The organism is uncultured Anaerococcus sp., from assembly GCF_947253225.1.
GTDB lineage: Bacteria > Bacillota > Clostridia > Tissierellales > Peptoniphilaceae > Anaerococcus.
The window spans coordinates 47,943-64,922 of the sequence record NZ_CAMXYR010000001.1; the positions used below are offsets into that span (position 1 = coordinate 47,943).

Here is a 16,980-nt window from a genome sequence, read left to right on the forward strand (position 1 = left end):
GTGTTGAAGCTTGTCATAAGTTATTCCTTGGACCTTTCTTCTTAGCTCTTACTTAGAGGTCAGCCTTCTTTTTTTTGCCTTTTCTTTAGGGCGAGGTAGCTTGCGGCGAGGGTCATGGTTATGGTTCCTAGTAGGCTATAGCCGAACCATGGGCCTTCTCCTCCTGTGTATGGGTAGACCGCCTTTTTGTTTTTGATTTTTATGCGGTTTGTGGCAGAGTTTTTGTCTTCTCCAACCAGGAGGTCTCTTTTTTCTAGCTTATCGCTTTCTTTGTCAACCTCATATATTTTACCCTTGTCGACCTTAAACTTGTAGACTGTCCTGTCTTTTAGGACGTAGCCCAAAGGTGCTTGGGTTTCGTAAATTCTATATTCGCCATCAGGTATTGAGCTAAATTCAAAGCTGCCGTCTTTCTTTGAGCTTGAAGTCCACCTTTTGCTGGTTGTATCTGTTGGTCCTATCGGAGTTCCGTCAGTTTTGATTGGTAGGTAGGCACTTCCTACTTTGATTTGTAGTTCAAATTCTGCCCCTGCCAGACCTATATTTTCGTTATCTTGGTCAACTTTCTTTAGGTAGAGGTCAGGGCGTTTGATATTAGCAAGGTCGATTGTTAGGAGGTTGATATCTCGTACTAGATAGTAGTTTTGGTAGTCTTTCATGGCTACTGGGTCTTTGGATATGGTTAGCTTTTCTATTTGCGTATATTTATCTAGGCTTGTTTTGATATCCTTTGTTCCGAATTCAATATGACCTGTACTTTGGTTTATTTCTCCAACATCATAGGTTAGCTTGGCTCCTATTTTTGTATCATCCTTGTAAGGCATATCAATAATGAATTGATATGTTCTTTCTTCGTCAGCTGATAGCTGGCTTGGTTGGGTGGTTTCGCTTCCGCTTGAGCCTAATGGTAGGGGCTCTTTCTTGTTACGGTAAGGAGGAGTGATGCGGAGGGTTAAGGTGGCTTCTTTTGTTTCGACAGTGTAGGTTGACTCATCTTTGGCTAGGAGGGTGGCGTTTGCTCCAAGCTGTACCAGCCTTACCTTGGTGGTGGCTTGGGTTAAGGTCGCTCCCCTTCCCTCTACGAGCAATCTCGCTTTTTCTAGTTGGCTTTCTTTGGCTTTGATTGTTATTTTTTGCCTAAAGGTCTTGGCTTTTGTGTCAATTCCAATGATTTCTGCCTTGAGGTTTTCTTTATCAGAGTCATTTGAATAAGCACTTACGCTTACTTTCTTCATTTCATCTTCCGAGTCGTCGAAGGAGTTTAGCCATTTGATTTTGCCATCTTTTTTCACTTCTAGCTGCCATATTTTGTCGGACTTAGTGTAGGTGGCTGGTGCCTTTTCCTCTTTTAGCTCGTATTTACCTTCTGGCAAGCTATCCGATTCAGCTATTCCCTCTGCGTTTGTCTTTAGGGTTTTGGTTGGGAAGTTCTTTTGTGGGTCGGTCGGATCTTTTTGTCCGCTTGTTGGGGTTAGGGTGAACTCTGCCCCTTCTAGGGTCAAGCCATCTTGGTCGGTTTTTTTAATCTTGATTTTTGCTTTTCTGTGGTTTTCGATGATTTGCTTGGCATCTTTGATGTTTATTATGTTTCCATCTTTGTCTACATCAAAGCTTGATACAGGATTTGTTGGCAAGTCGTACTTGGTCTCATCTGGTGATTTTATTTCATAAAGATCGTAGTGACCCTTTGTAAGTCCTTTCCAAGAGAAAATTCCGTCGCCGTCGGATGTTCTTGTGGATCCTTCAAGGTCAGCTCCATCTTTTTGAAGTTTGAAAACGGCTCCTTTTAGTGGAAGTCCAAGACCCAAATCTTTGAGTTTTTGAGGATTGTCTTGGGTTTGGTCGACTACATTTGATAGGACTCCACCATCAACTTTGGCAAATTCAATTTTGTTCTTGTAGTTTACTAGCTTAATTTCCTTTCTGGCATCTCCAAGCCCTTCTGGATTAAAGAATTGAGACCATGTTTCAAAACTACCAGTATGAGCGTAAGAGTAAGCACCATCTTCATAAACATAGTGGTTAGCGTAGTAGGAAGTTGTCTTTAGCGAGCTTAAATTTTCCCCTTTTAGCTTACCTTTGATTTCTATTACATAGGTTGAATCATTTGCATATCTGTCGTTTAGGTAGGCAGTTGGGATGGTGATTTGTCTGGTGATTTTCTCGCTACTGTTGTTTTTGGAAACATACCTGTAATACCTATATTTACCATAATTATAGTCATACTTATAGTAGTCATAAGGACTGTAGGCATTTACTTCTTCAATCTCTGTCCAAGTTTTGGTTGGATACCACTTGTATTTGTCTCCTCCCTTATCTACTAGTTTCAAATCACTACGAACTGTACCACTCTTTCCGTCTTCATATATATCATAGGAGTCTGGGAGGTCGCCTTCTTGCCAGCCATTAAATAATTTTGTTGGATGGCTTCCTGGGCCTTGTTTTTTGTAGGTTCTAACAGAGAGGCTATCGTCAACTACTATGTCTTGGTCGGTAGTGAAGGTTATATTTTTGTTCGATAGGGTTTTGTTCCAAGGGTTGTAGTAGATTATGGCTGTAAAGGTCTTGCCGTCAGGGTCAAGCCTTAGCATATAGGAAGATATGTCTACTTGTGGGTTTTGGTAACCAGTGTAGCCTACTTTCTCATTTTCTCCCCTGTAGTCAATTTTGATTTTGTCAGAATAATGATATTGCCTACTGTCTGGGTCCGTGTTGATTCCTATATCTGCTGTTACTTCTATGTCTTGGGTGTGGTCTACCTTTCTTCTGTCTGGGAAAAGTTGGACTAGCATTGACATAGTGTCTGGCTTGTAGTCTTTGACATAGTTAGTAAAGGTGTAGGTTATTGATTTTCTATCTGTGTTAATCTTTGCTTCGGCAAGCTTTCCAGCAGGGCCGATTATGTCAAAACGTGAGTCAGGGTTTTTGCCTTCATCTTCATTGGTTTTGAATATTCCATCAAGGTCAACATTGTCTGAGAAGTTGATTGTGAAATAGTCTCCAGCTTTGATTGTGATTTTCGGATCTATCTTGAAGTTGAATTTAGCAAGCATGCCTTCTGCCTTGTTTGGATAGACAACATTTGTTCTTTTTGAATCTTCTGTTGATGTAAGCTCTTCCTTTTTTCCATCAAAGGTGATTGCACTCGAAATATCATCTTTCTTGGCTGGTGTAGGTCCCCAATCTCCTCCGCCTAAGGCTATCAGTTTCTTTTTGGAATCTAGGATATAGCCATCCTTGGTTTTGCTCTCCTTCAACCAATAGTAGCCATAAGCTAGGTCTTTGAAAACTATTTTTCCTTCAGAATTTGTCGTGTATTGGTCATTTCCGACTTGGGTTTCTTCTGAGTCCGTATTGTGGAGGGTGTATTTGACATTGGCTAGAGGAGAGCCTTTTTCATCTAGCTTGGTCAAGGTAAATTCTCCCTTGCCTGGTTTTTTGTTTACGATTTTTCCTAGGGTGCTTATATTATTTTCATCTACTTCTTTTTCTACAATTTTGCCATCTTTGCCTTTGTCAAATATCCTTATCCTACCTTGGACAACTCTAAATCTCTTGATTGGTCCTTGAACTTGCATGTATCTTTTGCCTGGTTCATATTCTGGAGCCTTTGGTTCTATAATTCTATAGTAACCATCAGTTAGGTTCGTTATTTCGAATTGACCATCTTCATCAGAGGTGTAAGTTTTTCTACTATTTTCTGGACTTACTCCACTTGTTACTTTCTTTCCAGTTTCCTTGCTTATATAGTAGTAGGTAGTTTTTCCTTGAGGGCTTCGTTCAGGTTTAATCATTTCCATGTTTGAAGTCAATGGATAGTAACCTTGGTTGGTGGTTTGGATATCGTCTGGGTCTTGTTTTTCTAGGTAGAAGGCAATATTCTTTAGTGGGGTTTCATTTTTCCCATCTAGTCCCACTTTCTTAAATTTGATTTCAGTTTTGTTGTTTATGATTCTAAACTCAAATCCATCGCCGATATTGGCTCCCTTGCCTAGGTATTGATTAGACTCTGTTATGTTTCCCCTAGCGTCTGTAAGCGGCTTTCCTTTTTCATCTAGGACTGCCTTTAGGATAGCTACGAATTTTTGGTCAGGCGGTATGAAAGCAAAGCTTAGTCTGTACTTGTACTTAGTTTTTGCAAATCCATCTGGTGCTTCCACTTCTTCTAGGAGGTAGTCCTTGCCTAGTTGGATAGTGTTGTTTAGGTCAATCCTATAGGACTTGGCGTCAGATAGGTCGATTATTTGTTCATAGACCGTATCATCGGTATTTGATGTATCGGCAGGATCCTTTGAGATTTTTATCCTAAGTTTGCCCTTGTTTATATAGGTGAACTTATTCTTATCCATAAAGCCCTTTGATAGGTAGAAGAAATATGGTTTGGACTTGTTGATTACATAGATACTTCCATCTGTATCTGTATGAACTTCAGGTTTTGATGGGTTTCTATTTAGCAAGGTTTGGAAGTCTGCCGCACTTGTTAGAAGATTATTTTGGCTATCTATTTCATAGAATTGTTTTTTTATAGCTCCATCTTTGTCTTCGTATACTTTTATTGCAATCTTCCTATCGCTATCTTCATAACCTTCTGGGGCTTGGGTTTCTATGAGGACATAGACGCCCTTGGATAGGTCTTTGATTTCAAAGCTACCATCCGAACTTTCTACTTGATATGGTGGAAATTCAGATTGACCTGATTTAGCTGAATCTATATCTTCTGGCTTATTTGAAGTCTTTAGCAAGATGAATTTGGTATCTTTTTTTATTAGATCAGATGTACTCCTAGAGCCAATCTTCTTCCACTTTAGGTTTGTGGTGGTTTTGGTGTTAGTTATCTTATAAGAATACTTGTTATCTCCCTCAACCTTTTCGATATTTTGTTTTGTATCAAATTTATTGTTAGTGTAGGTTGGGTAGTAGTCCTTGCCATAGTTTTGGAAATATTCCTTTTCAATCTTAGGGTCGTGGTCTACCTTAAGTCCATCAGCTGTCTTTTTGACCTCAAATATCCATTTGAATTGCTTGTTATCACTTTGGTATCCTTCTGGGATTCCAACTTCTTCTAGCTGGTAGATTCCTTCGCCTAGGTTTTGGAAGTCCACACTACCATCAGATTGAGAACGACGCAAGGCACTGTACTTACCTGTAGCTGATGTTATTGAGTCTGGCCTAACCTTTTTATCTTCTTCGCTTGGTTTTTGGCCGTCAACTGTTTCTAGGTTGCCGTCAGAATCATATTTATAGACTTTGCCATTATTGGTAAATGTGCTTACCCTTCCTGTTTCAGTAAATTCTGTTATCCTATTGCCATTTGTATATTTTTTGAGAACGGCATTTTTGTCTTCTCCATAGTATTCGTAGGTTTTGGCACCTTCTGCCATTGAATATCTTACTTTTTTGAGTCTAAAGTAGGCGTCTTTTAGCGGAAGTTTGTTGCCATTTTTGTCTTTTTCATCTTTGAGTTTTATGAAGGAGAAGTTCGTCTTGCTGTAGTTTCTGATCTTAAGGTCTTGGAGGTTGCCATCTTCATCGTAGGCAGGCTCTCCATTAGCCTTTGTCTTAAAGCCTAGGGACTTATCAAAGTCTCCATTAGTTTTGTCAAATTCTATCCTTAGCTTATGAGTTTTCTCATCTTGAACTACCTTAAAGAACCATGGATCTGGCTTTTCAAACTTATCTATAGCCCTTATTTCTTGAAGCTTGTAGCGTCCAACTGCTAGGTACTTAAATTCAAAGTGGGAGTTGGCGTAAGAATAGATAGTCTTATCATAGCCACCCTCAAGCTTCTTGCCTTTTTCATCAACTTCAGTTAGTCTAAAGTCAGAAGAGCTAACAGGTACTTCTTTACCATTCTTTTTAGCTCCCTCAATCTTTTGGAATTTAAGGTCGATGTAGCTTTTCTCGTTATTGATGCTTACGAACTTGCCTAAAGCATTTCTAGTGAAGAAATCATTTGGCTCATCCATTTTTTGATACTTGCCTTCGCTATTTTTTTCGTAACCCGTAACGACCTTCCTCCATGAACCATCCTTATCTTCAGTGAAGGTTATTGTCAAGAATGAATCTGGAAGTTTGTAGCCTTTGGCTGGTTTGATTTCTTCTAAAATATAGGTTCCTGCTTCGATATTTGTAAATTCTACTCCTAGCTTTTCCTTTGACACAGCCTTGGCGAATTTACTTTTTTCATCGTATGGTTTTACTCTAATTGAGTCTAGTTCTTCTTTTGTTAAGGCCTTACCATCTGCCCCTATAGTTATTTCAGGAGCATATTCTGGTTTGCCATTATTTTTAAGGACTAGGCTTCCATTTTCATCAAGCTTAGCTTTTCTTAGGCTAAATTCTGCACCTTCGATATTTTGATAGGTGTTTTTATCCTTCTTGAAGAAGTTTAGGCTTGTTTTGTTCTTGTAGTTGGTAACTCTCGCATCGTGAATCCATTTGTATGGAGCATCTGGCCTTGCTGGGTCGGAACGACCATCATCTTTTACTTCTTCGATGTATCTAGCAAAGTCTGGGTCTCCCTTTTTGAAGCCCTTGATAGTTTTGCCTATAAGGTCTTTCTTTTCAGCTTCGCTTATGCCAATGTTGAAATCATCAGTTTCTTTGAAGGTGTGTTCAAAGTCAAAGGTGATATCCATGTAGTTGGCATCTCTTGGTACTTTTTCTTTGTTTATTACAACCTTGAAATACCACTTCATGTCCTTGCCATTTTTATCTTTTGGAGGCCTGTAAGTTTCATCTGGCATTTTGATTTCTGTAAGCTCATAAATACCTGGGGTTAATTCTCTGAAGTAGTTATCTCCTGGTTTACCAGTAGCTTCTGATACTCCGTCAAATTTCTCGTCATAGTATTTTGGGTAGCCCTTTTTGCCAGTATCTGTGTAGGTTCCATCATCATTTTTCTTGTAGATATTTACCTTTTCACCATTTATTAGCTTACGAGCCTTAAATTGTGAACCCGTTAGGGCTGCCTTGTTTTCATTGACCTTAGTAATTCTTAGAGGAATTCTAAAACCAGTTTCGTCGTGGTTGAAGATTTCTATTAGGTTACCGTTTGAGATTGTAACTTTCAATAGATGATTTCCGCCCTCTGTTTCTTTGGCTTGGGTCATATCAAGATCGATTATTGTTGTAGTATCTGTACCCCATAAACTAGCATTTGCTTCATATCTTGTATATTCAAGTCTGTAAGTTCTTGCTGGGTCAAGATTTGGGAAGGTTAGTTCTCCCTTATATGGAGCTTTTTGCGTTGGTCCAACTTGACTCCATCCTGCTATAGTTCTTAAAACTTGCTGGTCTTTAACTAAGAGTTTGATTTCTCCAGCAAAGCCTTCTGGAGGATTGCTGTCATCTTTGCCATCCTTTTGGTTAGAGTAGGTGAAGATAGTCTTTAGATCTACATTACCTGCTGGTTGAGGATTGGTATTTTCTTCTACAAAGTTTGCACTAACTATTATATTATGAGCTGGCATCTTGAAGGTATAGGAATTGCCACTTGGACTTACTTCATTACCATCAACAATTAGCTTGTCTAGTTTTTTACCTGTATCTGGATAGATAGTTAAGGTTACTTGATCATTTTCCTTTATATATTCTGCCTTACTAGCAACAAGCCTACCACCTACTGGTTGGTTTATTGTTATAGAATAGCTAGGTGTTTGAGGCTTTTGTACAAATTTTGCATAAACTTCAACATCTCCTGCTGGCATTTTGAACTTATACCTATTACTATAATTAGTATAGGCTACTAGCTCATTGGTGGCTAGGTTTCTTATCTCAAGTTTGTCTATACCATAACCATTTTCCTTGTGTGTTTTAAAGTATACGTCTTCACCTTCAGAAAATTCTTTATTCGTATCTTCAAAAGTTACACTTCCAAATCCTTCTACCCTCTTTTTAACCTTGTAAGTCTTTGGCTCTTGGTTAATTTTCTTGGTTACCATTGACCTAGTGTCAAGGTTTATTCCAGTGTCTGTAGGATTTTTCTTATAGGTCATCCACTTATGGATTTGATAAGCAGTGTTATTTGTTGCATTAGCATCCAAGATTACTTTGTAGGTAAGGTCGAGACTTTCTCCAACACCAAGATTAATGTCTTTGTCTATGGAATCTGTAATTTGCCTTGAACTGTCAAGCTCATTTCCATCCTTGCTTATAGAGTAGGACTTGATTTTGACCCCGTTACTAGTGGCTATGCTTAGCTTTCCGTCTTTAAGCAAAGATTCTTCTTTGCCTTGGGATGTGAAGTTTGAGTCAGTATTTAATATCCCATCCAACAAATCTTTTTGGACATAAGGAGCAAAGTCTCTTGCTTTTTTGTAGGATTTGTTGGCTAGCACTTGCTTTAGGGTTTGACCAAAGAAATTATAGGCTGAATTTTTAGCAATTTCACCCTTATACTCTTGGGCTTTTGGACTTAATTCTGTTGTATCTTGGTCAACATGAGTAAGTACAGGCGTATAACCTCTATCTTTTAATGCTTTAATTGCTTCAATTTGATAAAAAGGTCCTCTCAATTCCCCAGTTCTTTTGACCTCTTTTGACTTAAAACTTGCAAAGTTTATAAGGTATTTATTGTCATAGGTATCGCTTGTTAGCTTGGCTAAATTTTCATTTATTAGCTTTAGCAATCTATCGCCACCGTCTAGGATACCGACTCTTTTATCAACTCCAACTTTTTCCAAATAATCCTTTACTCCAACCTCTTGGTCAATTATATTAAATTGACCTTCAAATTGACCAGGTTCTAATATACCCATCTTGTATGAGTAATCCCTTGCATTATCTAGGTCTTTGATATTCGTCTTTTCGAGTAATACTTTATTGAATTTTGGATTATTTCCAGAATATTCAATTATGGATAGGTATACTTCTGCTCCATCTGTGTTAGCCTTAGCTCTTAGATCTGTGATAAACTTATTAATGTTGTTGTCAAGGTTATTTAATTTATTTGAATAATCTTGTGATCTATCAACTAGGAGGATCCAGTGAGATTTATTTTTGCCTACTTTTTTTGTTTTCGGAGTTATCCTAACCCTAATATCACGAGATCCATCTGTGGTATCAACGCCACTTGCCCTTACTGTGATGTTTGCATTTTCAGAATCGATATTGTATGGTTGGATTTCTTCTAGTCCAGGGTCAGTTGGTGCTTGCATTATCCTATCAACTTGTATAGGTGCTGATATATCAAGACCCACACTCCTATATCTTAGGCTTTGGGCTGAGTAGTCCACTTGCCTAGGTTTGTTAGAGGTCTTTGGGTTGTCTCTGTATTTTTTGACAGTTCCATTTCTTTCTACTACGATGTACCATCTACCAGGATCTTTTTCATAACCTGCAGGTCCTCTATATTCTTCGAGGACGTAGTTGCCTGGTTTTAGCTGATCGAAGGTTACTATACCTTGGTTAGGAGCTTCATCGGCAATCTCTTTAGGACTTTTGCCTGTTTGACCGCCCTTGCCATCTTCTTTGGTTATTGGAACTCCAGGTGTAACCTTTTGGACGTATTCTTTTGGATATTTTCCATTCATTAATATCTCAAAGTTATCATCAGCAGTGTAGAGTCTAAAGTAGGCACGTCTTAAGCCTACCCTTATAGGATTGCCATTTTCATCTGTAAAGCCTATTGCGTTACCTACTTTTTTGATAGAGAACTTTCCTAATTTTTCTTTTTCTGGGAAGTCTACTACTCCCTCAAATACTGAATGGAAGTCGGTTTTGGCGTTGGTGTTAGGGTCTCTTACGATTACCTTCATCTTGCCTTCGTTAGCTATTGCCTCAGCCTCGACCTTTAGGAGGATATCGTCAGCTTTTTGGTAGTCCTTTGGTGGATTGGTTTCTCTTAGGATATAGTAACCACCAAACTCCAAACCCTTGAGGTGGAAGATTCCATTTTCGTCTTGGATAATTGGGGTTTTGTTTAATGGGATGAAGTCTCCATTAGCATCCTTATCTCCAATAATTGCCCCATAGAAGTCTGACTTGTATATGTTGAAACTTACTGGTTGTTTGTTTTTTCCTTCTAGCTTATTGGTAACTTCATTAGCTTCTACTTTATGTTTGCCATCTTGCTCTATTATTTTTCCCTTGTACTTTTTGAAAGTAATGTCTATGGTTCTTGATTCATTGGCTATTTGATAGGCTTTTACCTTGCCCTTAGCACTTATAAGTTCAGATATATCTATTTTTTTTAGGTCAGTTGAATTGAAAATCTTATCTTGGTTTTCGCCTGCTCCTGCCTTTGGAACTTCATAGAGCTTGTAAGAAAGTTCTCCCTTATTTGTTCCTTCTTTATTTTCACTAACTACAAGTTTCCAGCCATATAGGTCGGTTTTCTTGTAGCCTTTTGGGGCTTCCAGCTCTTCTAGCAAGTATTCACCTGCTTTTAGGCCCTTGAAGGTTATATATCCTCCTCCCTCAGCTTGTTGACCATCAACCTTTTTTCTTGGAGGTTCGGTTTTTGTAGTATTGTCGGTGTAGGCTTCTTCTAGGTAGAAATCACCATCAACTGTCTTTAGAGACATCAACCTAAATTTTGCATCTCCAAGACCAAGATGTTCCTTGCTTGTCTCAAGGTTTTCTGTTCTAACTTTTCTAAATTTGATATCTATCTTTTTGGTATAGTTCCTAATTATAGGAAGGTCTACAACTTTTCCATCCCTTGTAGCCTTCAGCGTTTCAAGTTTTTTGCCAACAAAATTTACTTCAACCTTTTTCTTTCCTGAAATATTAGTTTGCTCAGCGGAAAGGAGGTAGCTAGGAGATTTTTCATAGCCATATGGGACTTTTGTTTCCTCTAGGACATAATAGCCTACAGGAATTTGTTCAAATTTGAATTCTCCAATAGTTCCCTTAGATGTCTGGTCGTATTTACTATCAAAGTCCGTATCATTTAGCTTATCTATGTTAATTTTAGCCTTATCTACACTTGAATCTTTTAGTTTTCTTAGCCTAAATTCTGCTCCATCAAGGTTTATGAACTTATTTTTCTTGATAAATTCTAACTTACCAAGGTTATCTTCGATATTTGTTACTGAAACTCTTATTTTATTTCCATCAAGCTTAACAAGCTCACTTCCATCAACTGATTTAGGAATCTTATCACCAAGGACAACTTCTGTCTTAAATCCGTCATTAACATGGATGCTAGGAAGTTTTTTTGCCTTGTAAGGGCCATCATCAGGATATATCTCAACCCTTTTGATAGTAAGGTCGAAGTCTTCTATTTTTTCATAGCCTGCTGGTTGTCCAATTTCTTGAACCTTATATCTACCTGGTCTTAGGTATAGTTTGTGGCTTTGCTTGCCATCATCTGAGGTCCATGTTTTATTTTCACCATTGTCTATATTGGTAAAACGGAATGTGGCACCCTTAAGCTTAGTTCCATCTTTTTTGAACTTATCAATTTCAATTGGTGCCATTACACGACCTGCTATTAGCTCTTGGTATTTTCCTTCTTCGGTGTGGCTGTAGAAGACCAACTTTACAGAATCTGCCTTATCAGCATTCCAGTCGTTGCCTTTTTTATAGGAAGCTATGACTTTATTGTAAAGGTTAACCGCCATATCGTGTTGGGTTGCTTGGACTGGTGGATAGTTTTTGATTCTTGTTTCTTTATCCCTTAGCTTCCTCAAGCCTTGGTCTGTTTTCCTATCAGGATGGGAACCATTAAAGGAGCCATCCCAGCCAGTTTTTGGATAGGTCTGTCTGATACCTGAAAGGGTATGCTCTACCTTCCACTCATCCATATTGTAGGATGATGGAGCGGTGAAATAATCATCTTCGAGTGATTTGCCATCTGTGAAGTGGTGGATTACTCTTTGAAACATTGATGATTCAATAAGCCTGTGCATCTGTTCTCCATTGTGGCTATTTGAGTAATCCTTCTTTACTTCTTCACCATAGAAATAGATTTTTTTCATCAATTCTTCCATAGCTTGACCTTGGCTCATCCCATCGTGGTTTAAGTAAACGCCATCATAGGAGTTTCCTGCTGTCAAGTAGGTTCTTAGATTATAACTTCCAGATGGATTGCCTAATGATTCGTTAAGTCTGCCTATTAGGTAGTCCCCTGCCACGTCCTCGTGGATATCTAAGAAGACTCCGTTTTTGCCAGTAAATACTGGTGCATTTACTCGGTCGTTGAAACAAGATACCATATCAAAGTTCTTGTTGATACGCATGATTGGGTATGGATCTTCTGTGTATGCTAGATAGCCATTTGCGAGAGCTTGATCAGATACCTTCTCCGTGAAAAGTTCTATACGTCCTCCCTCAGTGTCATACACCTCATCGACATTGAATTTCTTTTTATCTTTTAGGTTAACCTTGAAGTTGTAGGTATCATCCCTGGTGGCTTTTTGATTTTCATATTCATAAGAAACAAGGGTTCCTGGATAATATTGGCCATTGGATAGAACGACGTCTCCTGCTTGTTCAGTCCTCCTATAACCACCTTCTTTTTTAGGAACAAAGTAGACTTTTTTAGGTCTTATATTTTGCTCTCTCTCACCATTGTTTATATCAAAGGTAGGCCCATCCAAGGATGTGTCTTGGTTTTCACCTCGTCTGATCAAATCTAAGGCGTACCAATCAGCCCTTCTATCAGATACTCTTTTGGCTACTAGAGTTCTTGTATTATCATAGTAGAATCTCTCGTTGGTAAACCTATCCTTTAGGCCGAGGAAGGTTGCTGGGATGTTTGTTTCCACGAGGTTAAATGGTACTTCTGCAAATCTTCTAGCATTTTCTACTCCCTTTAGCCACTTTATTGGTGTAGGAAGTTTCTCGAACTTGTCTAAGTATTCCTGGAGAAGATTATCTATGTAGTTCTTATCAGGATTGATTCTAAAACCAATTGAATAAGTTTCGTGAACTTGGTCGGGATCAATCGGAGCTTTGACCTTGATGTATAACTTTTCTCCAAGCTCAGATTTTGCTATGCTGGAAGCTTGGCTTAGAAGTTCTCCTAATCTTGATGATTGTTTGTAGCCTGAATTAGAGTCTAAATCGCTCTTATTGCTAGAGGCCTTGTAGGAGAAGTTTTTTAGTCCTTGGTTGGATGAGGCAAAAACTGTTAAGTTTAAGTTATTAAAGGTTAGATTTTCCTTAGAATTAATCAGGTCTTTGGTATCAACTTCAATGTTCCATTCTACATAGGCTCCATCGAGGTTTGGTCCTATTAGAGAAGTTATTTCTTTTTCGTCTTTGTCCTTTAATTTTTGAGAGGTCGTCCTCCAATCTAGTTGGTAAGGGTAGGAGCCCGATTTACTCTCCCCCTTATCTTCTACAACAAATTCACTTGTAACTGGTGATTTGGAATTTTCGCTTACTATAATCGTAGGCATAGCTTGGACTGGGTTATTCTTAGGTGCAACTTTTATATTTATAGCAATTTTCTTTTGATTACCAATATACCTTGTATCAAAAGCTAGATTTTGATCTATATCTAAATCTATACTTTCTGTAACCTTTCTTACATAGGTATACCTGATGAAGTGGTCATTGCCATTTTCCAAGTATTCAGCAGTTGCAATCAACCTATTATTCTTGTAGAGGTCCTTTATTTGTTGACCTAAATCATCTCTTAGGTAAGGGCCTAAGTGGATGTCGAAATACCAACCTGAAGGGATTGGCCAGCTAGGAGTAGCCTTTACCTTCATGGTTGTTTTAAGCTTAAACTTCTTATCGGCAAAAGGACTAGATTCTCCTTGTCGAACTTGGAGGTTACTTGGTCTAAAGTTTTCCTTCCTATCTTTGTCTACAAGATTTTTAATCTGAGAATCATTGGCTGTCATCAATTTTTCCTGGTCAGCCTTATTTAGCTTATATTTTTCTCCTAACCTTGTTAATAGTTTTTGGATATCTTCTAAGCTATTATTTTTATCCCTTAGGGCATTCTTCAATTCTCTGTCAGCCTTTTCTAGGTTAGTGAGGGCTTTTTTACTATTGTTGTTGGACTTATCTTCTATAGTCTTATTATTAGATTTTTTTGTTAGCTTGTTTTTATCTGCTTGTTTCTTTTGGGGTCCATCTTCATCATCATCTGATGGTTTTTCCTCTTCTTTAACGAAGCGAGGATTTCTCACACCCTTGCCATTGACAGAATATTTTATAACCTTAGTGTTTTTCTTATCAAGCTTATTGGTATAGGTTACCTTTAAGATATATCCTTGAGGAAGGTCTAGGGTTGTTTCATCTGTATAAGGGATGGTTGTTGAGTATTCTTTTTTGAGGTCAAAGCCCTTATCACCAGCCTTAAAATAATCAAGGGTTATTTCTCCAGTGCTTGGATCTTGATTTTCATCGATCTCAAGCCTGTAGATAAGTTCATTTTTCTTTTCATCCTTGCTTGCCTCATCCCCCTTGTCCTTGGAGATTAGGTAGTCGGTGTAAGTTAGGGTATCATCTTGGGCTTCTTCATCGCCCTTATTGTAGGTGATTTTTCTTAGAGAATCATCCTTTTCCTTGATATTTCTTAGGACTAGATTTTTAATACTTGGGTTATTTTCGTCTTCTTCTTCAACAAACTTATAGGAAATTCTTCTTAAATCCAAATTTCTCCCTTCTTGATCTAAGGATAGGTCAAAAGAATACAACTTGTCAGTAGAAATTCCTTCCTTATGTATAGGAGCTTCTATGGTGTATTCAATAGACTTACTTGTAGGTGGAGTCTTTATTGATAGAGTATGTAAGTCTCCATCGTCCTTTCTTTCTTCTATGTAGTCAATATTTTCACTTGGCGTAGATAGATCTTTGACTTCCTTTACTATAAGCTTAGTTAAGTCCTGGTTCTTGTTTGTGGCAAGAGATAGAATTAGGTCATCGTCAGAAGAGGCTTCTTCTCTATCAAGCCTTATAGTATAAATAATACTATCCTGGCCTTCACTAAGGCTTGCCTTCTGGCTAAGAGCGTAGCTATCCTCTCCTTGGATTTTCTCATTACTTTTGTATGGGTCAGCATCGACTTTATCATTATCTTGCCTTTCGCTTTCACTTAGCCTAAGCATGGTAGGCATTTGTTCATCCTCGTCATTGATACCTAGAGCATAGACATTAGTCGGTATGCACATACTTATGGCAAGGATTAGCGAAAATAACTTAACCATAAATTCTCTCAATTTATTTTTCATAATACCCTCCGTTGTTTTTATCAAGTTGAAAGAATTGAAAGAAGTTAGTCTCCCCCAATAATTTAATTTCGAATTCTTGTAACGCTAATAAGTGTATAATAATAATATACTTAGCATCCTTTGTTAACTTAATTTTAACTTATTCTTAAATTTAATACAAGTACTTTTTCTGCGATTTTTACACTTTTTATAAAAAAGACAATAAAACTAAATTTAGTATATTTTACTAAAAATTTTCCTCGTGTTTCTCAGTATTTATACATATAATTCATTACCTTTAATATTTATTATAAGCTTGTGCTAGTTACTGTGGGGTATTATATTGTTTATTTATTAGCGTTTTGTATATATGATATAATTATTCATATTTTACTAAAGATCCTCATAAAATTTATTCAAGAGCATAGCTTAGGCATATCTCCTTTGGATCTGATACAGCTTAATTATCTCTTTCAAGCAGAAATATCATTTTATCTATCATAAAAAAATTTACGCAAGAAAAAACTGCCTTTTGGGGGCAGTTGCATTCTAATATTATACGTATGTTTAGATTTTTCAATTAATTTACTAGCTTACTAATGTGGCTATATCACAACCTTTCTCAAGAAGGCTCTTGTTTCTTGCCTTACTTTTTCTATATGAGTTAAATATTTCTTCTTTCTTTTCTTTTTCATAATAAACCTTCCAAAAACCATTTAGGAGAAAGTTTTGGCCGTGGTTTTTTATGAAAGCTTTGACATCGTCAATAGGATAGCCTAGGAAGAGGCCTATCTCGTGAGGGAAATCACTGATTCTCAATCTTTGTGATAGGCAAGTCATGCACTTGTTTAAATTATTGGAATCGTAGCCCAAGTCTTTTATAAAGTCTGCAACTTCACTGTCTCTTATAATATTTTCTAGTTGATTTTGCCTATAAACTAGGACCAAAAACCCCTTATTCTTTTTGGCTATTAGCCTAAATTTGAGGTCGCAATTGGGACAATTCTTGCACTTACTCTCCCACGAGCTTACTATCTGTCTGACATATTTGATGTCTGCCGACCTAATCTGGAAGAGATTGGCAGGCTTTATACCAGTAAGCACAGGAGAGGCGTGCTCTACTAGTAGGTCTTCTTTCATTAAAGTTTTTCTACTAATGTTTTAGCAAGTGCTTTTACATTTTCCAAAGCTTCGTCATCTGGATCATCGTAAGCTGCAAGTCCGTCTGCAACAAGGTTAAGACCATTGTCCTTGCATCTTTCTTGCCAATCATACATCCATTGACCATCATTCCATTCATATGAACCGAAGATTACTACTGGTTTTTCACCAAGTTTTGGTTCAACATCGTCAAACATTGGTTCAAATTCACCATCTTCTAGTTGTTCGTTACCCATAGCAGGACATCCAAAAGCAAAACCATCAAAGTCTGCTACATTGTCTGCTGAAAATTCATTTGCAAAGAAAAGTTCTGCTTCTGCTCCGTTTGCTTTTGCTGCTTCTAGGAAAGTTTCTGCCATCTTTTCTGTGTTACCTGTTCCTGACCAATATACTACTGCTACTTTTGCCATAATTATTTCTCCTTAAATTTTTTAATATTTTTATGTTAACATCACATATCGTGATAATGATAACCTATATCACTGTCTATGTAAAAAAAATTAACTAAGTTAATCTTTTTTAGCATCCGCATCCACAAGATTTGTGGTTGTGTTTGTCTTTGTCTTTGCTACTTGAACATGATATGCAGTCCTTGCATCCAGCATGACCATCTTCTGCTATAAATCTAGTATAGACTACATAGGCACATCCTGCTAGGATGATTAATAATAAAATTATTGATTGTAAGTTCATTTTCTTCTCCTTT

At 37.6% G+C, this 16,980-nt stretch carries 4 protein-coding genes; all 4 read right to left on the reverse strand.

Annotated elements, in window-relative coordinates:
• Positions 1 to 59: 59 nt before the first annotated feature.
• Positions 60 to 15,134 (reverse strand): SpaA isopeptide-forming pilin-related protein, encoded by a 15,075-nt coding sequence (locus Q0W95_RS00245; RefSeq protein ID WP_297788300.1) that lies wholly within the window; start codon positions 15,132 to 15,134, stop codon positions 60 to 62.
• 567 nt (positions 15,135 to 15,701) lie between these two features.
• A complete protein-coding gene (locus Q0W95_RS00250) occupies positions 15,702 to 16,253 on the reverse strand; it encodes a DUF3793 family protein (RefSeq protein ID WP_297788303.1) in 552 nt (183 codons plus the stop codon).
• Positions 16,253 to 16,684 (reverse strand): flavodoxin, encoded by a 432-nt coding sequence (locus Q0W95_RS00255; protein ID WP_297788306.1) that lies wholly within the window; start codon positions 16,682 to 16,684, stop codon positions 16,253 to 16,255. The genes Q0W95_RS00250 and Q0W95_RS00255 overlap by 1 nt, the downstream gene beginning before the upstream one ends.
• A gap of 109 nt (positions 16,685 to 16,793) precedes the next feature.
• A complete protein-coding gene (locus tag Q0W95_RS00260; protein WP_297788310.1) occupies positions 16,794 to 16,967 on the reverse strand; it encodes a FeoB-associated Cys-rich membrane protein in 174 nt (57 codons plus the stop codon).
• Positions 16,968 to 16,980 lie beyond the last annotated feature (13 nt).

Excerpts from the sequence above, each read along its gene's own strand:
- Q0W95_RS00260 (WP_297788310.1), bottom strand. The coding sequence starts at position 16,967 with ATGAACTTACAATCAATAATTTTATTATTAATCATCCTAGCAGGATGT.
- Q0W95_RS00245 (WP_297788300.1), bottom strand. The coding sequence starts at position 15,134 with ATGAAAAATAAATTGAGAGAATTTATGGTTAAGTTATTTTCGCTAATC.
- Q0W95_RS00255 (WP_297788306.1), bottom strand. The coding sequence starts at position 16,684 with ATGGCAAAAGTAGCAGTAGTATATTGGTCAGGAACAGGTAACACAGAA.
- Q0W95_RS00250 (WP_297788303.1), bottom strand. The coding sequence starts at position 16,253 with ATGAAAGAAGACCTACTAGTAGAGCACGCCTCTCCTGTGCTTACTGGT.